The 20706-nt window shown below is 39.9% G+C and carries 20 protein-coding genes; 4 read left to right on the top strand and 16 right to left on the bottom strand.

Annotation, left to right across the window (positions count from 1 at the left end):
- The first annotated feature begins 197 nt into the window (after positions 1–197).
- Together LF817_RS02495 and LF817_RS02490 are read left to right on the top strand one after the other, a co-directional pair.
- Positions 198–1139: a TIGR03571 family LLM class oxidoreductase gene (locus LF817_RS02495; protein ID WP_253934277.1), complete on the top strand. Its 942-nt coding sequence runs from the start codon at positions 198–200 to the stop codon at positions 1137–1139.
- Between the two features lie 15 nt (positions 1140–1154).
- Positions 1155–1856: a DUF5694 domain-containing protein gene (locus LF817_RS02490; protein WP_253934177.1), complete on the top strand. Its 702-nt coding sequence runs from the start codon at positions 1155–1157 to the stop codon at positions 1854–1856.
- 47 nt (positions 1857–1903) lie between these two features.
- Here LF817_RS02490 and LF817_RS02485 read toward each other — a convergent pair whose 3' ends face one another.
- A complete protein-coding gene (locus tag LF817_RS02485) occupies positions 1904–3532 on the bottom strand; it encodes a BCCT family transporter (protein ID WP_253934176.1) in 1629 nt (542 codons plus the stop codon).
- A 1087-nt stretch (positions 3533–4619) separates the two neighbouring features.
- Between LF817_RS02485 and LF817_RS02480 the strand changes: the two genes are divergently transcribed.
- Positions 4620–4892, top strand: coding sequence for a hypothetical protein (locus LF817_RS02480; RefSeq protein ID WP_253934175.1), 273 nt, complete (start codon positions 4620–4622; stop codon positions 4890–4892).
- 449 nt (positions 4893–5341) lie between these two features.
- Here the strand turns inward: LF817_RS02480 and LF817_RS02475 are convergent, their stop codons facing one another.
- The 14 genes from LF817_RS02475 to LF817_RS02410 all read right to left on the bottom strand — a co-directional run bounded on the left by LF817_RS02475 (position 5342) and on the right by LF817_RS02410 (position 18076).
- A complete protein-coding gene (locus LF817_RS02475; RefSeq protein WP_253934174.1) occupies positions 5342–5596 on the bottom strand; it encodes a hypothetical protein in 255 nt (84 codons plus the stop codon).
- A gap of 105 nt (positions 5597–5701) precedes the next feature.
- A complete protein-coding gene (locus tag LF817_RS02470; RefSeq protein ID WP_253934173.1) occupies positions 5702–6130 on the bottom strand; it encodes a hypothetical protein in 429 nt (142 codons plus the stop codon).
- A 152-nt stretch (positions 6131–6282) separates the two neighbouring features.
- Positions 6283–6708 (bottom strand): GNAT family N-acetyltransferase, encoded by a 426-nt coding sequence (locus LF817_RS02465; protein WP_253934172.1) that lies wholly within the window; start codon positions 6706–6708, stop codon positions 6283–6285.
- Between the two features lies 1 nt (position 6709).
- On the bottom strand, positions 6710–8284 hold the full coding sequence (gene mbcS / locus LF817_RS02460; RefSeq protein ID WP_253934171.1) for an acyl-CoA synthetase MbcS: 1575 nt from the start codon (positions 8282–8284) through the stop codon (positions 6710–6712).
- A gap of 201 nt (positions 8285–8485) precedes the next feature.
- Complete coding sequence (locus tag LF817_RS02455; RefSeq protein WP_253934170.1) at positions 8486–9334, bottom strand: YitT family protein; 849 nt, start codon at positions 9332–9334, stop codon at positions 8486–8488.
- Between the two features lie 431 nt (positions 9335–9765).
- On the bottom strand, positions 9766–11247 hold the full coding sequence (locus LF817_RS20335) for an ATP-binding protein (RefSeq protein ID WP_371924989.1): 1482 nt from the start codon (positions 11245–11247) through the stop codon (positions 9766–9768).
- Entirely contained in the window at positions 11193–11630 is a 438-nt protein-coding gene (locus LF817_RS02445) for a hypothetical protein (RefSeq protein WP_253934168.1), read from the bottom strand. The genes LF817_RS20335 and LF817_RS02445 overlap by 55 nt, the downstream gene beginning before the upstream one ends.
- 165 nt (positions 11631–11795) lie before the next feature.
- Complete coding sequence (locus tag LF817_RS02440) at positions 11796–12668, bottom strand: DNA-3-methyladenine glycosylase family protein (RefSeq protein ID WP_253934167.1); 873 nt, start codon at positions 12666–12668, stop codon at positions 11796–11798.
- 73 nt (positions 12669–12741) lie between these two features.
- Positions 12742–13518 carry a delta-lactam-biosynthetic de-N-acetylase gene (pdaA, locus tag LF817_RS02435; protein WP_371924984.1) on the bottom strand — a complete coding sequence of 259 codons (777 nt, stop codon included), beginning with the start codon at positions 13516–13518 and terminating at the stop codon, positions 12742–12744.
- A 905-nt stretch (positions 13519–14423) separates the two neighbouring features.
- A complete protein-coding gene (locus LF817_RS02430; protein ID WP_253934166.1) occupies positions 14424–15740 on the bottom strand; it encodes a Na+/H+ antiporter family protein in 1317 nt (438 codons plus the stop codon).
- Between the two features lie 113 nt (positions 15741–15853).
- Positions 15854–16000: an SE1561 family protein gene (locus LF817_RS02425; RefSeq protein ID WP_253934165.1), complete on the bottom strand. Its 147-nt coding sequence runs from the start codon at positions 15998–16000 to the stop codon at positions 15854–15856.
- A 136-nt stretch (positions 16001–16136) separates the two neighbouring features.
- Positions 16137–16931: a YfkD famly protein gene (locus LF817_RS02420; RefSeq protein WP_253934164.1), complete on the bottom strand. Its 795-nt coding sequence runs from the start codon at positions 16929–16931 to the stop codon at positions 16137–16139.
- A 55-nt stretch (positions 16932–16986) separates the two neighbouring features.
- On the bottom strand, positions 16987–17601 hold the full coding sequence (locus LF817_RS02415; RefSeq protein ID WP_253934163.1) for a YczE/YyaS/YitT family protein: 615 nt from the start codon (positions 17599–17601) through the stop codon (positions 16987–16989).
- 82 nt (positions 17602–17683) lie between these two features.
- Positions 17684–18076, bottom strand: coding sequence for an OsmC family protein (locus tag LF817_RS02410; RefSeq protein ID WP_253934162.1), 393 nt, complete (start codon positions 18074–18076; stop codon positions 17684–17686).
- A gap of 149 nt (positions 18077–18225) precedes the next feature.
- Here LF817_RS02410 and LF817_RS02405 point away from each other — a divergent pair, with 149 nt between their 5' ends.
- Complete coding sequence (locus LF817_RS02405; RefSeq protein ID WP_253934161.1) at positions 18226–19395, top strand: MFS transporter; 1170 nt, start codon at positions 18226–18228, stop codon at positions 19393–19395.
- Positions 19396–19442: 47 nt separating this feature from the next.
- Here the strand turns inward: LF817_RS02405 and LF817_RS02400 are convergent, their stop codons facing one another.
- Positions 19443–20600, bottom strand: a complete 1158-nt coding sequence (locus tag LF817_RS02400) for a metal ABC transporter solute-binding protein, Zn/Mn family (protein WP_253934160.1) — start codon at positions 20598–20600, stop codon at positions 19443–19445.
- Between the last annotated feature and the right edge of the window lie 106 nt (positions 20601–20706).

Below are 20706 nucleotides of genomic sequence, written 5' to 3'. Positions count from 1 at the left end.
TGGTTTAGGCGGCTCTGCATTTCTTACTGGTCTGCTTTACGTACTGATTTATATTGTATAATACACATACTTAATCACTTAAACCCATTTCCATTTTCTATGGAAATGGGTTTTTTGGTTATTCCCCGCCGTAGGGCTTGTATGACTTTTGTTTTACATTTTACTCCTCTATACTAAAGGGCACGAGGTGAAGTATGATGTTAAGAAACCATCAAGGGTACAACCAAATGTTTAAAAAAAATAAATTAAGTTTCGGTTTGACTATCCCTCTGGAAAACCATCATAAACAAGTCCCCACGATGGATTTTCAAATTGAGAGAGCTCAGCTTGCTGAAGAGCACAATTTCCAAGCATTGTGGCTGCAGGATGTATTACTAGAAGATCCTACTTTTGAAGATCCATCTACTGGACAAATTTTTGATAGTTTCCTGTATGCAGTCTATCTCGCTTCCCATACGTCTGCTATAAAAATAGGTACAGCTGCAACCGTCCTACCTTTACGCCACCCGCTCCGCACTGCCAAGGAAGTGGCCAGTATAGACCGTCTTTTTCCTGAAAGGTTTTTGCTCGGGGTTTCTTCAGGTGATCGACGAAAGGATTTCGAAGGGCTGGGAATTCCGATCATGGAACGAAGAGAGTGGTTTAGAGATGCCTTTGAAATGCTTCAGATCTCCCTTTATGAAGAATATCCTAATTACCAATCCAAGTTTGGAAAAATGGATAAATCGAACCTCGTTCCTAAGCCAAGCAAGCAGATCCCAATTCTTATGACCGGCTATTGCCAGCAGACATTAGACTGGGTCGCGGAGCACGGGGACGGCTGGATGTTCTACCCTCAGCGTCCTGAACAACAAAGAGAGACGATTCACCAATACCGTGAAAAAGTTAGCACTTACCACGGAAATGAGTTTCGTCCATTTATCATGCCGCTGCCCTTAGATTTAATGGAAGATCCCCATTATCCCATTGAAAAAATTCCAGCAGGTTACCGCACGGGACGGCTAGGTTTAATTAAAATATTGGAAAAGTATCGTATCGTCGGTGTCAATCATATAATGTTCGGCTTATCTCAAAGCACGAGAGAGATTGAAAACGTCATTGATGAAATAGGAAACGAAGTCATTCCCTACTTCCAATAGAAAGGAGAGTCTTTAATGCAGAAGCCAAGCATTCTTCTAATTGGCACGGTTCATTTAGCCATGGATCCTGATATAGTTAATCATCAAAAAGATCAAATCAAAAAAGTAGTGGACGCTCTCCAAACCTATGAGCCCACTAAAATAGCCGTAGAAAAACCTTTCCTGATTGAAGAAGAACTGGATAGGAAATATAACGAATTCAAGGATGGAAAGCTTCTCCCTAGCTATGACGAAGTGGAACAGATCGCTTTTCCACTCGCCGCCCATTTTGAGCACCAGAACATTTATCCAGTGGATGAAGTAGTCGATATGTCAAATCCTTCATTAAACCAGGTGTTCCAATGGGCAAAAGAACATCAGCCTGAGCTTTTTCAAGAAATCGCAGGAGTACAGACACAATTAAAAAGGATTGAAGACCATTCGACATTTATCAAATCCCTTCAAACAATCAATGATAATTCCTATATAGAAGAAATGCAAAGAGTTTATATGAAGTTGACAAGAGTAGGCGACCGTCAGCACCAAGTCGGAGTGAAGTGGCTTAAGCAATGGCATGAACGTGACTTAGCCATTGCAGCTAATATTTCAAGAATGGCTGGTCCTGGTGACAGGATTATTGTTTTAGTGGGCGGCGATCATCTTCATTTGCTGCGCCGATTTCTCAACGATAGCGGAGATTTTAATATTGAATCCCAATTAGAATATCTTCCAAAATAAATAGAAGAGCACGGCCATATGGCCGTGCTCTTCTATTTATTTTTTTATTAATCATCATCTTTGTTGCGGTCTTCAAGTACTTCTAAAGCCGACCTTTTTCTCTTTTTACCCTTACGGTTCCAACGTTTGATATGAATCGTTGGCGACTCATAATCATCAGAAGCCCTTATATCGCTGTTTGAGGCTTTCATAAAGGACCAGGACAATAATAACATAATGAAGATCAGTGGAAATCCACCTACGATACTCGCTGTTTGAAGCGTATCAAGTCCTCCAAGGAACATTAAAGTCATCGGCATAATACATAAAGCAAAAGCCCAGAATAAACGATTCCATCGAAGAGGTTCTCCTCTTACTTCCTTCTGAACAACAGCCGCAAGTATATAAGAAGAAGAATCAAAAGTAGTGGCTAAAAAGATAATCGCTAAAATAGTGAAAATAAGAACGATAAACTTAGCCAGCGGTAACTGATTGATAATTTCTATAATCGTGGCAGGTGCTCCGTTAGCATCCAGGAAACTAACCACGTCTAATTGACCCGTCAACTGCATATATAGACCAAAGTTACCCATGATTCCAAAGAACAAGACACATCCCAGTGTTCCATAGATCATTGTTCCAAGAACCATTTGCCTAATCGTTCTCCCTCGAGAAATGCGAGCAATGAACAACCCGACAAATGGCGCATAAACAAGCCACCATGCCCAATAGAATACAGTCCATGACTCTGGAAACATGGTCTCTTCATATCCGCCTACGTTTGCGAAGGGTTCGGTCCAAGTTGCCATTTTGAAGAAGTTATCTAAAATGATTCCTAATGAGTTAAAAGTCGTTTCACTCATGAAACGTGTCGGTCCTACGATAAAGATAAAAGCTAAAATAAATATGGATAACCAGAGGTTGACGTCACTTAAGATTTTTATCCCTCTTCTTAAACCTGAATAAGCACTGATAGCAAAGATGGTGGTACAAACTATCATAATTGCCGCTTGTAAACCTAGAGTAACCTCTATACCAGTCAAGTCACTCACGCCCTCAGCGATCATCGGCGTACCGAGCGCTAATGTAGTACCTGCTCCTCCCATTAAACCGAACATGAATAAAACGTCTATAACTGTGCCAAGCGGTCCGTCTACAGATCGTCCCAGCACGGGTCTTACAGCTTCACTGATCTTAAGTACTGGCTTTTTCCTTACATAATAGAAATAAGCGATCGGCAGTGCAGGTAGAGTGTATATCGCCCAAGCGATAGGTCCCCAGTGGAAAATGCCATACGCCGTAGCCCATTCTACAGCTTCCTTAGATCCACCTTCTTGACCGAACGGGGGACCTTCATAATAATAAGCCCACTCGATGACCGCCCAATACAGAATACTGGAACCGATACCGGCAGCAAACAACATTGCCGCCCACGAGAAGGTGTTGAACTCAGGTTTTTCCCCTTCGTCACCCAATTTAATTTGTCCATTTTTACTGAAGGCAACAAAGATAAGAAAAGCAAAAATCAGCAAGCCCATCATCATGTACATAACGCCAAAGTTCCCGCTTACGAATGTGTTAGCCTGACTAACAATTTCTTTACCGCTTTCCGGGAACAGAACAAGAGGCACCGTTACTCCTAGCAGTAAGATCAGCGCCCCAATAAACGTACCCCAGTCTATTAACTTTGCATTCAAAACGATCGTCTCCTTTTTATCTCTCTTTATATCTTGTTTAAAGCGTAGCAAAGGTGATAAACAAGCACAAACAGGGTATATCCTTATAAATGTCTGTTAACTACAAAGAGCGGGCTATTACAACACATTTCGATTCCATTCGACATATACCTCCCAATTGCTGTGCATTCATTTTAACTGATAGAAAATGGAAGGAAATCGGTTTGAGTTTCTTCAATTAAAAAATCAAGCCTTTCATGTACACTCAATTTTTTTCACTTATATTATTTCTCTTTTCCATTCAGCTTCATACTTACAAATAAACATTTGGTAAAATAGCGATAACAATATATTTGACGGCTAAAGCGGCTGACATTTCGTTTCAAGCCTATAGGTACTCTTATAGGTTAAGGTTATTTTTCAGGTAACAACGGAGAGGTTACTGATTTAACAGACGCTTTCTCTTCGACTTCCTTATTCATTCTTTTGTTTGTCTTACCCTGTATCAATAGCATGATACATATCGGCGGATATGATGCAGATTTAAAGAATTTATTATTTCTAAAGGCTGCATTCAGGAAACATAAGCCTCTTCTAGCCAATGTATGGAGCCCTATTTAAATATTTATAGCACTAAGCATGGAGCAAAGGCTTTGAACTTATCTCTGTACTCGACTCTTTCGATACTATTGTTTCTGTTGGAATGGTGGTGTGGCTGGTTTAAATGCAGAAATACTTCCATTAAAATGGAAGTTGATGAAGGGTTAGATAAGAGGGACTTTTTCAGTATATAGCTTTACTGTTTTATACGTTATTTTGTTGATCTTTCTCTCCTTTAGATTATGAGACAGCTCAAAACCCATCATCAGATATAAAGATGAAGTTTGGATTGCTCAAATGAATAGGATTCATTGCTAACTTTGGCCTTATCCAGCCTGGATCCTGCGACGCTGCCGGCAACTTAATACAACTGTTTCTATAATAATCCAATTAACACTGAGTAACCCTTACAGAGTTACTCAGGGAAACTTTATATTTGCGATTTGGTTCGGTACGGCCATGGTTTATGAACCTGGCTGTTATTGTAAGAAAGGAAGGATCGATATTTATGTTAAAAAAAATCAGAAACGCCTGGTCCCTGTTCAATCCTTTATATCTTCCCTTAATCACCGCATTACCTGTCGGCGGCTGGTTGTTGGTTACAGATATAGATTGGAACGCCACCTATTTAGCCTTATATATTCTTATTATCATGTTCCTCACCTTTTCAGGTGCAGTGGAGATTAGCAGTGAGGAAATGAAGCATCAAATATTCGGATATGTTTATATGACAGCAAGCTTAATACTGGCTGGAGGCGGCCTTTTTCTTTGGCTCGCATAATTGAAAAGTATTAGGCGACTTAGTTTGAAGCTTCAGATTCGATGTAATCAGGAAGTTTCCGTGCCGAAAATGATATGATCTTTTTCCGTTTGTAAGAATAACGTAAACCCCTGCTGAGGGGTTTACGTTAAGAAAAACTTATTGTGAGGAATTTTTACAGAAGGACGCCTTCTTTATTATGCTTACATAAATTTCATGGGTAGAGCGTTTATCCCATTCTTAATGGGGGGTGGGGAAATGACGAGACTTCCGCGGGAGAAGGATCCAGGCGAGATGCCGGAGGGCAAGGTCCGAGGAAGCTTGCCAGGCCTCCAGGAAAGCGAGTTGTTTTCACCGCCAACCCACCATCTTATACGGCAACTATCCCATTTATAATAGTCCTCAACAATTCTGCTTCTATAATTGTATAATTCACTTATGATAATTCACTAATAACTGTATACAAAGAATTAGATAAAAAATAGAAATGGAAGTATCATCGGGATCATGATGATTATGGTGAATATCAGCCAAGCGCTAGGGTTGTCGCTTGTGAGTTGTTTTCGATAAGACATCCCCCATGCCATCAACAACAACAAGGTCATGATGATACTGCGCAGATGAAAATCGCCGTCCTTATTGTTTGTGAAGATATAAACCCCGCCCTCAATAACGAGAAGGGCTCCGACTGCTGAATTAAATATATGTGTAAATAACCTGTTCATCGTTTCACCTCTCACATATCTTTTAAACAAAAACAAGTATATCAGACTAGATAAACAAATGGGAGCAAAAGAATAACCAGATGAAGTTTGTTTACACTCCTCTGGTTAGAAACGATCGACCACTTGTTTCAGTGAATCTGTTAATTCGAATACTGGTCCATCCTTCTTTAATATTTCCCAATGGTTCGGATAAAATAACACCTCTAATAACGTTCTTCCATTAGATTTCAAAGTAAGACCTCCGTTAACTTCTTCTGGGGAGCCGACCTCATCTGAAGAAGACTGCGGACTTTCTTTAAGTTCACTTAGTACTTCACGGATTTCTCTCTCTCGCTCTATCTTTTCAGATTTTCTGCCCTCTTCGAATGAGTAGAGCTTTAACTCAAGAGGACGTTCATATTCATCCCATGAGTAAGGAGTTACAGGATCTTTATTGAAAGATATTGGACTGAAAAAATATTGATTATTCACGTAAATGACCCCAATAACAAGGGAAGCAGCTATTAAAGGAAGGATTAAAAATATTTTCTTCATCTTCTCACCTCTAGTTATTATGACAATATGTATTCTCTATAAATATATACGAGCAACATCTGGAAATAGTTTCACATTATTCCGAAATTAAGTGGATATATTTAAAAAGCATCAAAGTTTGGGAGGTGATCCAAGCTCTGATGCTTTTTTCATCATAAATCTTTATAAAACCCAGTTGCTTTTCCTTCGAACCCTAAACGATGGTAAACAGAATGTGCGGAATCTCTCTCGCTGCGATTCCCACTATTCAATGTAATACGATTAGCACCTTTAAACAATGTCCATTCTTCTGCTTTCCCCATTAAACGCCGGCCAATACCTTTACCCTGAGCATGTTCATCGACTACAAAAGCAATGACTCTTACATGAGTGTCCGATGTATGATAAGCCAGGCTATAGGTCATACCTATCATCCCTAACAGCTGTTTATCTTTTTCATAAACGAACGTTTGGTAATAAGAATCATTGACGATTCGCTTTAAACGGACTTTCATTGCTTCGGAATCGGAAGGATAACCGAGGATGGTCATCAATTTTGCCAATTCCTCACCATCGCTTATATAAGCTTCTCTAATCATATTAGAAAGAGTTCTGTTCCTGCCGGCGCAGTTCAACTCTGCGAATTTTGCCTGAGGTGGTTTTGGGAAGCTTATCTACAAATTCTATCTTTCTTGGATATTTGTAAGGAGCTGTTAGATTTTTCGTATGGTCTTGCAAGTTTTTAACAAGTCCTTCATCTTCGTTATATCCTTCTTGCAAGATGATGAAAGCTTTCACTACATTTCCCCGCACTTCATCCGGGCTGGCGACCACAGCGCATTCCTGAACAGCCGGATGCTTGACGAGTGCATCTTCCACTTCAAAAGGACCTATCGTATAACCAGAACTGATGATAATATCGTCGCTTCGTCCTTCGAACCAATAATAACCATCTTCATCTTTACTCGCCTGATCGCCTGTAATGTAGTACTCTCCTCTTTGAGCCATTTTTGTGCGCTCAGGATCTTTATAATAATTTTTAAATAAGGCAGGGGTATTGGTATGGACAGCAATGTCCCCCACTTCACCAGGCATTACCGGTTCCCCTAACTCATCGATAATCTCCACTGAGTTGCCAGGTGTCGGCCGTCCCATTGATCCGGGACGCACCTCCATATTTTTCAAAAATCCAACTAATAGAGTGTTTTCAGTTTGTCCATATCCATCTCTCACCGTGACACCAAAATAACGTTGAAATCTATCTATTACCTCACGATTAAGAGGTTCTCCAGCCGAAACCGCACTATGAAGATGCTTCAATTCATAATCAGATAAGTTATCGACCTTAGACATAAGACGGTATTCTGTCGGAGTACAACAGAGTACATTCACTTCATATTTATCCAAAAGGCTCAAATAAGTTTTAGGTTCAAATTTCCCCTGATAAATGAAGCCAGTGGCACCTGTACCTAGAACAGATAAAAACGGACTCCATACCCACTTTTGCCACCCAGGCCCAGCTGTTGCCCAAACTGTATCTCCATCCTCAATAGCTAGCCAATTATCTGCTGCCGTTTTCAAATGAGCGAATCCCCATCCATGGGTATGAACTACACCTTTTGGATTTCCTGTAGTTCCTGAAGTATAGGATAGAAATGCCATCTCATCACGGGTGGTTGCAGCCGCATCCAAGTGATCAGGTTCGTCCTTCATCAATTCATCAAGATGAAGCCATCCATCTTTATAACCACCTAAAGAGAAAGCGGTTACATTAGTCATTTCAGCTACATCATTAAACTGCTCTGTAAATGGTTCATAACAAATGACTGCCTTAGCTTCACTATGTGACAAGCGATAAGAAAGGTCTTTAGCCCTAAGCATTTCTGAACTTGGGATTACGACTAAGCCTGATTTCAAGGCTGCTATATAGACAGCATACGCTGAAATGAATCGCGGAAACATAACAAGAATTTTATCACCTCGACTCAGCCCTGCATTTTGAAAGACTCGCCCAATCTGGTTCGCCTGTTTAACCAGGTTTCTATATGTAATTTCTTCCTTTTCACCATTTGCGTCTAACCAAATCAAGGCTTTTCGGCTGGGATCGTCAGCGTATTTCTCGATTTCTTCTGATATGTTGTATTTTTCGGGTGCGATCAATTCTTCACGATTCATAGTGGTACCTCCCATTAAATCTTGATAACATGTAAAACCGTTCCTATTATAACAAATTATCTAAATTATTAAAAATTAAACTCCTTGAAATATCCTGCAAAATATGAGGCATCCATAAATTATATTAAAGGCGTCAACTCTGCGGTTAACAAAACTGCCCCAAAAGTCTTCTTTAGACTTTTGGGGCAGCTCCTTATTACATTACGCTAGACGTTTAAAATTCTGCCCTAGAATTTCATTCATAGAATGAACTGTAATAAAGGCCTTTTCATCTACCGCTAACATATATTTCTTAAGTTTAGAATAATCTTTTCGATTCATGATCGTTGTAATGACTTCTTTATCTTCTTGGTTGAATGCTCCTTTTGCATAGTGGACCGTTGCGCCACGCCCAAGATTCTTCACGATGTAATCCTGTATTTCTTCACTCTTACGGCTGATAATGACGATTTCTTTATTGTTATCAAATTGCTGCAAGGTATAGTCGATGACTAACCCGTTCAATATGACACCAAAGAAAGCGTACATACCGACTGTTGGTCCGAAAATGAAAATGGATGAAGCAGCGATTGCTATATCTGAAACCAATACTCCTTTACCCACTTCTATTGAAAAGTATTTATTCAATATCATCGCTATGATGTCTGTTCCGCCAGTAGAGGCCCCTTGATGAAAAACAATTGCCATCCCGGACGCTGCTATAATTTGTCCAATGATTAACTGAATCAGCAGATCATCACTTAATGCTTCCTGCATAGGAAAGAATGTTTCTAACCCCCATACCATAAAGGACAAAGCGAAACTTGCATATATCGTTTTTGCACCGAATTGGAATCCTAGAAATATAAAACCGACAATAAACAGGACAATGTTCAGCATGATCATGATCGTTCCTAGAGTCAATCCGGGAAATACATTATTCATAACGATTGATAAACCACTGACTCCTCCTGTAGCTAAGTTGTTAGGTGATAGGAAAAAATGCACATTGACCGCCACTGCAAGCGCACCTACATTCATGAGTAAAAAAGATAGCAATTTTTTAGTCATCTGTGAGCCTCCTTTTATATAAGTATTTTTTATAGTATTTTTCGTATGAGAAAAACAAGTACATACGGGATTATAGAAGGCTTTGAAGCACTTGTAAACAGTTATGATCAAAAAAAAATAAATACTTTTTTGTAAGCGGTTATTAAACAATTATTAAGAAAATTCCGATGTTATTATTAGAAGGTGACAGTAATCTTTTCCTAGGAAAATATGCTCTCTTTTTGTTTATTTTAAATAGCTGTGTTAAACGTTGGTGTGGATTTATACATAAGTGAATTATTCAATGAGATGACAAAAGGAAGCTCCGGGAATTTGCGAGACTCCTTTTGTAAAAGCGGAAGCGCTTCGTTCAGCGGCGCAGGGACTGAGCTGGCGGAGATAAACACACCTTTGCGAATAAAAAACTAGCAGCTGATCGATCAGCTGCTAGCTCAGGTTCTAAAAGGAAGCCTTACAGTAACGCACGTTCCTTCGTTCTTACTGCTTTGATAATTTAACCTGCCATCTAAATCATCAATCATTTTTTTCGTGACCATAATTCCCAGGCCCGTTCCTTTTTCTTTTGTAGTATAAAAAGGCTCGCCTAACTTCGTTAGTTCCTGCTCAGATAACCCATGGCCGTTGTCAATGACAGATATGATAAGCTCGTCATTTTGAAGAACGGCTTCAATTTGAACTTCACCGTCTTCGTCGAGAGCATCCATGGCATTGCTTACAAGATTGATCAAAATCTGTTTTAAGCGTTTAGGTTCACAATAAAACCCATTCAGTCTTGAGTCACACGTGTAGTGAATCATCACTTCTTTATTTGAGATGTCTGGGTCTAGCAGACGACTCACATATGAAATAATAGCATCCAAATTAACGTATTCAAGCTGGACTGAAGATTTAGGCTTTGAAAGCATCATAAAGTCTTGAACGATGGATTCTATGCGATTGACTTCATCCAGGATAATATCATGGTAACTGTCACGAAGGTCTGGATTGACGGCCCCTATTTGCAGGAAGCCCTTGATAGCGGTTAATGGATTCTTAATTTCATGAGCTACACCTGCAGCCATTTGAGTGATCGTAGACAACTGCCTTGACTTTTCTTCAAGAAGTGTCATTTCTTTAATTTTTGTGATCTCTTCGTCGATTCCGACCACATATTGTTTGCCATCATCTTCGGCTGGGAACCCTTTCATTCTTATCCATTTACTTTCACCGTCAGGCGTTGTAATCGTAAATTCGACCTGGTGCTCCTTTTGAGTCATTATAAGGGCCGCTTCTTTCACTTGATCAAGGTATTCCTTATCGATCAGATCAAAAAGACGGGGAGGATCATTTAGAATGATTTCCTTATCCACTCCATAGATCTGAGTAAAGGAGTCACTGAGAAAAACTAACTCCCCTGTTTCAGGAGAACAGACCCAGCATGCTTCTTTGATATGGTTTGTGATGATTGAAAAGCGGTTCTCCGACTTTCTCAATCTTTCAAATTGATCCATATACCAGGTAATATCTTTCGCAATGATGGTAATACCTTGTTCACTAGGTACTATAGTCAAGTCCATCATAACTCCCTTTTTATGAAGTGCGCCCTGGAATTCGACGGTTTCTTGGGTTTCCATAGCTCTCAGACAATGTTGGAAAAAGTTATTATAATCATCTACAGAAAACAAGTCCCAAAGTTTTTTCCGATAATATTTAGATAAAGGAAGATCGACCATGTTTTCCATGACTGAATTTGCATAGATGACTTCCCAATTACTGTTCAGCATCGCTAAACCATATGGGAAATTATCTGCCGCTTCAACTAACCGTTCTTTTACCTTTGATGTTCTCGTCGTCTTAGCCTGCGTCTTGAATGTTTCCGTTAAATTGAGTACCGTACATGAGGGTAATGGATTTTTTTCGTATACTGGTAAGATTTTTGAGAAGGTATTTTTGTTTGGTTAAACAAAGAGGAAAAAATAACCGCTATATCTCCATTCGATAAATGAAGCAATTTACAGGAAAATGTTTTATTCACATCAGCTATTGGAATGGTCACAGTTAATTCCGCCTCATCCCACTCTGCTAATTGGTGGATGACACGGTAGATTTCACCACGATCATGAATTCGAAATAGAGATAACCAATTGGAAAGATGCAATTCGGCTTCATCTATCATTAGTTCAGAAGATAACCCACTATTAAGTGTAACGGTCTGGTGATGTACGTCTAGAATACACGCCGGAGTACCACTAATCTCCAGAATGGCAAGCATTTCTCCACTATACAGATGGTCGGAATACTTTTCTTTAATCACCAAATTTATGACCTCTTTTCTTTACTATTCAATATTTTCCAATACGGCTTTCATTATAACTTAAACAGGGAAATTTTTGTATATTTTATTACATTTTATTATTTAAAAAGATTGTAGAAATTACGCATGGTAATAGCCTATGAAAGCCCCAAAGGAATTAGTACATTTTTAAATGCTATCTATACTTCTCCAAAGTGTCAACGACGCATAACTTCGAAAAGGATGCCATCCTTTGCTTAATTGTATCATTTTCTGGTGGTCGGGTTTACTCTCTAAATCGAAGTAGTGTTTCATCGCATTTTGAATTCCGATATCTGCTTTAGGAAATAGATCCTCTCTACCTACACCGAACATCAACCAATTTTCCGCCGTCCAAGGTCCAATCCCCCGAACTCTTGTAAGCTGTTTGATGACAACTTCGTCAGGTAATGATGCTAGACGCTCTAAGTCAAGTTCGCCAGAAGCAATCAGCTTTGAAGTATCTATTATATATTCTGCTTTCCTTTGACTGAACTGTAATTCACGTAATTGGTCGTAACTTAATTCTGATACCCTCTTAGGACTTGGATAAAACCAAACACCTTTATAACAGTAACCGAATTGCTCTACAAATCGAGTGCTGAGCGTATAGGCAAATTTCATATTCAGCTGCTGATGAATGATTACCTTCATCAAACAATCATACAGATGGAAATCTTTAACGATCGGAGTGCCGAAATGAGTTGTAAATAATTCAGCCAGGTTTGTTTTTTGAAAGTGCTCATGAACCTCGTTCAAGTCTCTATCCCATTGAAAAATAGAATAGATATATTCCAATAAATCTTCTTTAGATTGTTCATCTTCACTTCTTACTTCAAATAGAGGGCGTTTTGTCGTTCCAAGCGCTTGAATACGCACGACATGCGATCCATTCGTTAATTTCACAGGTATCTCAATCCATCTCTCTTCCCGGCTCAGCTTGGTCAAAGGATCGAAAGCCCATCGTGCAAGCGAATAGTCAAAGTCATACCCAGGAACTGATTCAACTTGTTTTTTCCACATGCCGCAACCCGCCCTTCTCTAAATAAAAAGATCTGACTACCATTACAATAGCCAGATCTCTCTTTTATCAAACTTATAGTCCCAGGATGGGAAATGGTAAAATTTTTTTAAGCATCAAGTCATTGAGATTTCCAAATTCATATCCGCGTTTTCTCAGCTCCACGATTAAGCTCTCCAGGGCTTCAGCATTATCTTGAGAAACGGTATGAAGCAGAATAACTGCGCCCGGATGAATCTGTTCCATAACATTCTCATAAGCATAATTACTTCCTTTTTGACGGTCCGTTTCCCAATCTACAAAAGCAATGGACCAGAAGGCATGCATATAACCAAGTTCTCTCGCCCATTCTAACGTAGTAGGGTTAAATGTCCCACGTGGAGGACGCAAAAAAGTCATTGTATTTTGATCGGTTATTTTTTGGACAGCTTCGTCTACTCGATCCAGCTCTTGTTTTATTTCCTCTTTTGAAAGTTTAGTGAAATCAGGGTGCGACCAAGAATGGTTCCCAATCAAATGGCCCTCTTCATTCATTCTCCGCACTAAATCCGGTGCGCTGTTTATATAGTGACCCGTAACAAAAAAAGCGGCTGGCACTTCTTGTTCTTTTAAAACATTTAAAACCTCATCAGTATACCCTTGTTCATATCCATTATCAAAGGTGAAATACACCACTTTATCTCCAGAAGAATCTGCGTAAAAGCCATCATACTTTTCAATCATCGGACCGTATCTTCCTACGTCTGGAATTTCACCACGTTTATTTTTCTCAAACCCCCATCCTTCTGCATCAGCAGCGATAGGAAGCATTAAAACCAATGTGATCAATATACTTGTTACCCTTACCATCATTCTCACCCACTTTTTTTTAGTATGTGTGGGAAAGAGTAAAATATGAAAAAGACGAACAGAAATTTTCCTGTCCGCCTCGCTATATAAAATTGGCTCTATAATTTTCAGAATTAACCTTCACATAAGCTCCCTATAGCGGAAAACTCAGTTTCGAGATGTTTCGACTGTTTCCGTTATGTTTAACAGAGATAAGAGCTCCGAGAAATCACTCCCTTTCCGTGGGAGCGCAGTGAGCCTCCTCGAGCTTCGCTCTCCGGGGTCTCACCAAGCACTCTTTTCCCACAGGAGTCTCGCGATTTCCCGGAGCTCTTTACGATCATTAGTAGAACGGAAACGTCTTTGATAAAACAGATAATCTACGAACCGAGGTAGAATTTAAATCATGAATACTTTCACTCAGAACATGGCCAGCGGTAGACATACACCACCTCCAACCATGTAGTGTGTCATACCTAAATAGAAGTAGCTTCTCTCTTTAATTATATACGAACATTGGCGTTAAATACTGAGGGTCATAACAAAGAGCTCTGGTTAAAAAACTGAGGTGGAAAGCAATATTTTCATTTCGAAGATATCGTGAAGACGCTCTTTCTTAGGTGAGGGTTCGTTTCTCACCTTCATTGAATGGGGTGTTGTGAAGCTGCGAGACTCCCGTGGGAGAAGGATGTAGGCGAGATCCCACAGGGCTGCAAGCCCGAGGAAGCTCGCCACCTCCCCCACAGGAAAGCGAGTAGCTTCACAACAACCCCTGACTCTCAACACGGCAACGAACCCATACTATCTCGAAATCAAGTCTTCCACTATCTTGCCATATAGTTGAATAACTATATAATCTACAGCGAAGTTTAACATTAACGTTTGTTTTTAAACTTGAAACAGAGACGCAGTATTTAATTTCAAAGTGGCTATAAAATTAACGACGCAGCCCATCCAAAGATAAACAAAGGAATATTGTAGTGAATGAAAGTCGGCACACAAGTATCCCATATGTGGTGGTGTCTTCCGTCAGCATTTAATCCGGAAGTCGGTCCTAAAGTACTGTCAGAGGCCGGCGAGCCCGCGTCCCCAAGTGCTCCAGCTGTACCAATCAATGTAGCCGTAGCCATAGGCGAAAACCCTGCACTGAAACAGATAGGTACAAATAAAGCGGCCAGGATTGGCACTGTAGCAAACGAAGACCCAATCCCCATTGTTACTACAAGTCCCAGCAATAAGAGAACAAACGCGATAAATGCCTGGTTATCTCCGATATATTCCGAACTTGCATCTACGAGGGAGGAGACAGATTCTGTCTCTGTTAATACATTGGCGTAACCGCCCGAAATTAACATAACAAATGCGATAGTTCCCATCATGGCAATTCCATCCGTAACTACACGATCTCCCTGCTTGAATGGGATAACTTTGAATACAAACATCAAAATCAAGCCCGCTAAAGCAGCAAGAACAAGATTCTCATAAAAGGCCTGGATGAATAAGGTGACGAATATAGCAATGAGTGTCAAACCGTGTCGCCAATTGAAGCGAACAGACTTTGTCTTTTCAGACGAAGGCGCAAAATTTATTTCATGAGCTGCATCACTTTCTAACGGCTCTCTTTTCCTCCTGTAAGTGTAGAATACGGCAATGAACAATCCTACAATCATCCCGGATCCTGGAATGAGTAAAGACTGAGCAATCTCTGTAATGCTTATTGATAGACCGCTTGAGTCCATTGATTCCTGGATCGTCTGATGAAAGATCAAACCGAAACCGACAGGAATCATTACATAAGGAGCTTTCAACCCAAAAGTTAAAGCTGCTGCTACAGCACGCCGATCAAGCTTCATACGATCGAACAGATGAAGCAACGGCGGAATGAGAATGGGAATAAAAGCGATATGCACCGGGACGACGTTTTGGGATAAACTTGCCACTCCTGCGATGACTAGTACGGTGAGAGTCCTCATATCTTTAAGTACTCTGACTAAATAACCCACAAGTATAGTGGTAATTCCTGAATAATTGATTGCTACAGCAAAGGCTCCTAATAATATATAGCTTAGAGCAACGCTAGCCTGTTCCCCCATGCCATCAGTTATTAACTTGAGAGAAGCTATCAAAGATTCCCCGTTCATAACTCCCGCTGTAAGTCCGGCAGCGAGAATGGCAATAATTACATTTACACGTAATAAACTTAATATAGTCAGTACGAGAACTGACATAATGACAGCTGCTGCCATAAAAATCTCTCCCCATGTTTCTAATACCTTTTTTACATTAGCGATTTACCATAATAAAGTAGGATTACAAAAAAATCAACCCTCATATACCAGATGAGAGCTAATGCGTAATCTTATATTTTCTTTTCTACATCCTCAAGTATTTTGATGAGCTCATCAATGTCTTCCACGGATGTCTCTTCAGGATCCATGTCATCTAAGCGTTTAATAAACGCGTTAAGTCTTAGTTTAAGATCACTTAATTTTTCTTGTTGAGTCAACAGGAAGTCCCCCTTTACAGGTAATCGTACAATCACTTTGCCTATAATAGTACAAAGTCAGCTATGTGTCCATATACAAATTAAAAAACATGCTGTTCCCATTTTTACCAATTAGGGTCCAGCACATTTTCACTAACTATTTTAACTGATACGAAAAGCTTACATGATCCTGTATAGGAATCCAGGCGCCGACTCCTTGACGTGTCACATTTTTAATATCTATGTTCATATTGGAACCTTTCAGCTGGATGTACACGTCACCAAACGCTACTTCTCCTTTTTCATTAACTGCTGGAGCATAAGCTTTCAACTGTCCCACTTTATTTACAGGGACAGCATACGTATTAGTCTGCTTAGTTCCCCGCCCGAAAGAGCTTTGCAGGGACAAAGGAAGTTTTGACTTCGCCCGGGCTTCTAATAATATCAGCTTCATCATTTGATCTCCATGACTCGCTTTTGATGTTAGGCCGCCTTTTATATGTTTTTCTTCTTTTTGATCATAGCTGATTTCTTCCGTTTTCTGACCGCCCTGGTTGTTCAATTCGTTCAAGTTGATTTGCTGGTATTCCCAGTTGATGTTTGTTTCCTTAGATTCGTAAGATAAAGGCCATCTTCCAAGAAAAATCTCCCCCCTGTAGCCAACGGCGAATGGAGAAGGTTTAATCGAAGTTTGATTAAGCATTTCAATGAGTTCAGGATTTGAAATCCGGACATCTGTGTCGTTTATTAGTTCATTGGTCAACTCTTCGGCTTCCAATATTTCTTGATCTTCTGTTGAATTAGGATACGTATTATCCTTAGATATATTGAGTACGTGACTAGGTATTTCTGATTGACTTTTTATTTCTTTTTCCTCTGCAGCTCCATTTAAGGGATGGATATATAAGAGCATGCCTAAGCATACAAGAAATCCTAAGCATTTAAATCTCATGGTGTGGGCCACCTTTCTTTTTTGTTAGCTTGTGAAAAATGCCCACAACCTATTCTCAAGAGGAGGTTAAGCGGTTCATCACTTTTTCTGCCTTTGGATCCAGAAATTGAATAAATGGCCCAATACATACTAAAATAATGATAGTACCGATACCGATCGGACCTCCAAAAATAATAGCAAGCAAAAGGGCAACCCCTTCTGTCAATGTTTTCGATACAGTCAGGCTTAACCCGAACCTTTTTTGCAAAGCAACCATGAAATTATCAACCGGATTAAGCGAAAATTTCGGCTGCAAATAACATGCAACTCCAACAGCAATGATAAATATTCCACCCACTAATGTGATGATCTGAAAAACCATCTGAGTAAGTTCTAAATCAGCAAATACATTTAACAGCCAAAAATCAATAAACTTACCTAAAATAACAATCGTGATGACTGCTAAAAAATCAGGCTTTTCTTTAGCGATCAAGGCATTCGTTAGAATGAGGATGGCTCCGATGATGATGACCCAATTCCCAACTGTCAAACCGAAGGTGTTCGTTAAACCGACATTCATTGCATCCCAGGCGCCCACGCCTAAATCTGCGTTTATCGTCAGAGAGATTCCAAAAGATATAATAATAAGCCCGACCAAGAAGAAAAAAACTTTTATGACGAATGTCTTCACGTGGACACCTCCAGTTAATTTATAGGTGAAAAATCACAAAAAAAAGAGCACCATCCTATTAATTAGGATAGGCTCTTTCATTCTACTTGCTTAATTCAATACACTCAAGTGTTTCTTCCACTTTAATACTATTCACAACGGACTGTACCATTGAACAGTTTTTACTTGAGATTTCCAGGTTTTTAAGAAGCTTATCCTGGTTTAAGCGATATCCCTTAATAACAAAGTGCAAATGGATGCTTTCAATTCGATTGGCTTCCTCAGAATTCCTTTTAACATCCGCCGTCACTTTAATATCTTCATAATTGATCTTTTGTTTATCTAAAATTTTTCTATAAACACCGATACTGCACCCTGCTACAGAAGCCACCATCAGCTGGTACGGGCGGTAGCCATGAAGTTCATCACCTGAGATATCAAGCTGGCCGTACTCGAAAGACGTTCGAACACCATCTTCTTTAATGTAAAAATCCATCTTCTAACCCCTCCTTCAAACTTTTAATATCTTATATATAACTATAGTAACCGTTTTCCCCCATTAATTAACCTTAAAGCCTTGCTCCCATCTATTTATTTCGTTTAGGATAGTGAAGGATTGACTTAAATCAGGTGGAGGTGCCTCATATGGTATCAAAGAAAACACGTTTTTGGATACTTATTGGCTTAGTCACTATTTCTGGATTTTCACAAGGGATGCTTCTCCCTTTATTAGCCGTTATTTTAGAGCAGAACGGTGTATCCTCTTCTATCAATGGGATTCACGCTACTGCTTTATACATAGGTATTCTTATATCATCTCCATTTATGGAAAAGCCATTGCAAAAGTTCGGATATAAGCCGGTGATTTTATCCGGTGGAGCGCTAGTCATACTTTCACTCTCTTTATTTCCCGTCTGGCAGTCCTTATGGTTTTGGTTCATTTTAAGAATGATGATCGGAATCGGAGATCAAATCCTGCATTTCGGTACGCAAACCTGGATTACTGCTACAGCACACGAACACTCCCGGGGAAAGAGCATCGCTTATTACGGTTTATTTTTCAGTTTAGGGTTTACGCTTGGGCCTTTGATGACGAACCTTCTCTCTATAAATATGCACTTGCCTTTTATTCTCTCGGCGCTTATCAGCTTATTAGTGTGGGGGACGATGTGGCTTGTACGGAATGAAATGCCTCCAAATGAGCACACCACCGCTTATGGGACGAGTTCATATAAACGTTTTGCGCTAGCGATTAAACTGGGATGGGTAGCCTTTCTCCCCCCTTTTACGTATGGTTTTCTAGAAGCTACGCTGCATGGGATTTTCCCTATTTACGGAATGAGGATTGGACATGATGTGAACATGCTCTCCTTCATCATCCCATCCTTCGCCGCCGCGAGCCTTCTTTCTCAAATACCTCTCGGAAGTCTTAGTGATCAATATGGCCGAAAGATTATAATAATGTCAGTGGTGACATGCGGCATGGCTGCCTTCACTTTTGCAGCGTTATTTGAAGATTCAACCATTGGATTATTTGCAACATTTGCAATTGGCGGTCTATTTGTCGGCTCTCTATTTTCACTAGGCATTTCCTATATGACGGATTTATTACCGGGAGAGTTACTTCCAGCAGGTAATATTTTGTGTGGTATGTCATTCAGCCTTGGTAGTATCAGCGGACCTTTTTTAACAGGTATATTCATTGATGTATTCCCTGGCGTGTCCTTTTTCTATACGATAGTGATTCTTTTATTGATCGTATTGGCAGCTACGGCTTTAAAAACGAGTCCTTCCGCCACACAAAAAACTATGTAATCTACAAAAAAACTGTGCCCTTTATTTTGGGCACAGTTTTTTATTCATTACTCCGATAAAGCTTCATCAAGAACTTCCAGATTTCGTTCCATCAGTGTGAAATAATCTTCTTCGTCTTCAATATCATTTTCAGTCAGAACTGAGAGATTGTGGATTCTTAATGCTTCTGCTCCTATCTCATTTTGAACGACCTCAGAAACTTTCGGAGTGATATTTTGTTCAAAAAGTACGTGATTTAAATCGTGCTCTTGTGATTTACTTATGATCTCTTCTAGATCCTTTTGAGATGGTTCATTAGTCGGGCTTAATCCAGAAACGGAAATTTGCTCAATACCATAAGCTTGCTCCCAGTACCCATAAGCTGCATGTGATACAATGATTTCCTTCTTTTCTTTGCTTTCTATCTGCTCATGGAACTCTTTGTCCAGTGACTCTAACTCCGCCTTTAACTCTTCAAAGTTCTCATTGAATTGCTCTTCAGAATCCGGTTCAAGCTCAACCAACATATTTTTCACATTCTCCGCCATTTCAATAGAACGGATAGGGTCCAGCCAAACGTGTGGATCTTGTTCCCCATGGTTGTGGCCCTCGTGATTCTCTTCTCCCGATGACTCTTCCTCATGGGCATGGTCTTCTTCTGAATGGCCTTCTTCCTCATGGTCATGGCTTTCTTCTTCTGAGTGGCCTTCTTCTTCATGGTCATGGCTTTCTTCTTCTGAGTGGCCTTCTTCTTCATGGTCATGGCTTTCTTCTTCTGAGTGGCCTTCTTCTCCATGGTCATGGCTATCTTCTTCTGAGTGGCCTTCTTCTTCATGGTCATGGGAATGACCGCTTCCTTCTAAATCAATGCCATTTGCAGCCTCGAGGATCTTTACATCCTCCGAGTCAATTGAATCTGCAATTTTTTCAGCATAAGTTTCTAGCCCGGCACCATTGTAAATAAAGGCATCAGCCTCCGCCATCTCCACCATTTCTTTTGTGGTAGGTTCATACGAATGGGCATCAGTTCCCGGCGGCAGGATGGTATTTACTTCTGCAGCCTCCCCAGCAATTTGCTGCGCGAAGAATTGTAATGGGTAAACCGTTGTATTTATTTTCAGCTTTTCTTCGTTATCACTTGATGACTCCTCAGAAGTCTGTTCGCTGCAGGCTCCTAAAACTAAGAAAATAATGAGTATAAGTAGTCCAATTTTTGTTCTATTCATTTTTCTCCTCCTTGCTGTTCCGTAATAGATTATATCGTAGTGATTACTTTTTGTAAACTGTAACCATTACATTTTATAATCAAATAAAATAGAGGTCCATAACCAT

It is taken from the genome of Halobacillus sp. A1 (assembly GCF_024189295.1).
Taxonomy (GTDB): Bacteria; Bacillota; Bacilli; order Bacillales; family Halobacillaceae; genus Halobacillus_A.
Note: the sequence above shows the minus strand (reverse complement) of the source record. Positions and strands in the feature narration are given on the sequence as shown.

What these genes read in the sequence shown, in the direction of transcription:
- pdaA (WP_371924984.1), bottom strand. Translation starts at nt 13,518, where the DNA reads ATGATGGTAAGGGTAACAAGTATATTGATCACATTGGTTTTAATGCTT.
- LF817_RS02400 (WP_253934160.1), bottom strand. Translation starts at nt 20,600, where the DNA reads ATGAATAGAACAAAAATTGGACTACTTATACTCATTATTTTCTTAGTT.
- LF817_RS02490 (WP_253934177.1), top strand. Translation starts at nt 1,155, where the DNA reads ATGCAGAAGCCAAGCATTCTTCTAATTGGCACGGTTCATTTAGCCATG.
- LF817_RS02420 (WP_253934164.1), bottom strand. Translation starts at nt 16,931, where the DNA reads ATGAGATTTAAATGCTTAGGATTTCTTGTATGCTTAGGCATGCTCTTA.
- LF817_RS02470 (WP_253934173.1), bottom strand. Translation starts at nt 6,130, where the DNA reads ATGAAGAAAATATTTTTAATCCTTCCTTTAATAGCTGCTTCCCTTGTT.
- mbcS (WP_253934171.1), bottom strand. Translation starts at nt 8,284, where the DNA reads ATGAATCGTGAAGAATTGATCGCACCCGAAAAATACAACATATCAGAA.
- LF817_RS02455 (WP_253934170.1), bottom strand. Translation starts at nt 9,334, where the DNA reads ATGACTAAAAAATTGCTATCTTTTTTACTCATGAATGTAGGTGCGCTT.
- LF817_RS02405 (WP_253934161.1), top strand. Translation starts at nt 18,226, where the DNA reads ATGGTATCAAAGAAAACACGTTTTTGGATACTTATTGGCTTAGTCACT.
- LF817_RS02495 (WP_253934277.1), top strand. Translation starts at nt 198, where the DNA reads ATGTTAAGAAACCATCAAGGGTACAACCAAATGTTTAAAAAAAATAAA.
- LF817_RS02480 (WP_253934175.1), top strand. Translation starts at nt 4,620, where the DNA reads ATGTTAAAAAAAATCAGAAACGCCTGGTCCCTGTTCAATCCTTTATAT.
- LF817_RS02440 (WP_253934167.1), bottom strand. Translation starts at nt 12,668, where the DNA reads ATGTGGAAAAAACAAGTTGAATCAGTTCCTGGGTATGACTTTGACTAT.
- LF817_RS02475 (WP_253934174.1), bottom strand. Translation starts at nt 5,596, where the DNA reads ATGAACAGGTTATTTACACATATATTTAATTCAGCAGTCGGAGCCCTT.
- LF817_RS02430 (WP_253934166.1), bottom strand. Translation starts at nt 15,740, where the DNA reads ATGGCAGCAGCTGTCATTATGTCAGTTCTCGTACTGACTATATTAAGT.
- LF817_RS02410 (WP_253934162.1), bottom strand. Translation starts at nt 18,076, where the DNA reads ATGGATTTTTACATTAAAGAAGATGGTGTTCGAACGTCTTTCGAGTAC.
- LF817_RS02465 (WP_253934172.1), bottom strand. Translation starts at nt 6,708, where the DNA reads ATGATTAGAGAAGCTTATATAAGCGATGGTGAGGAATTGGCAAAATTG.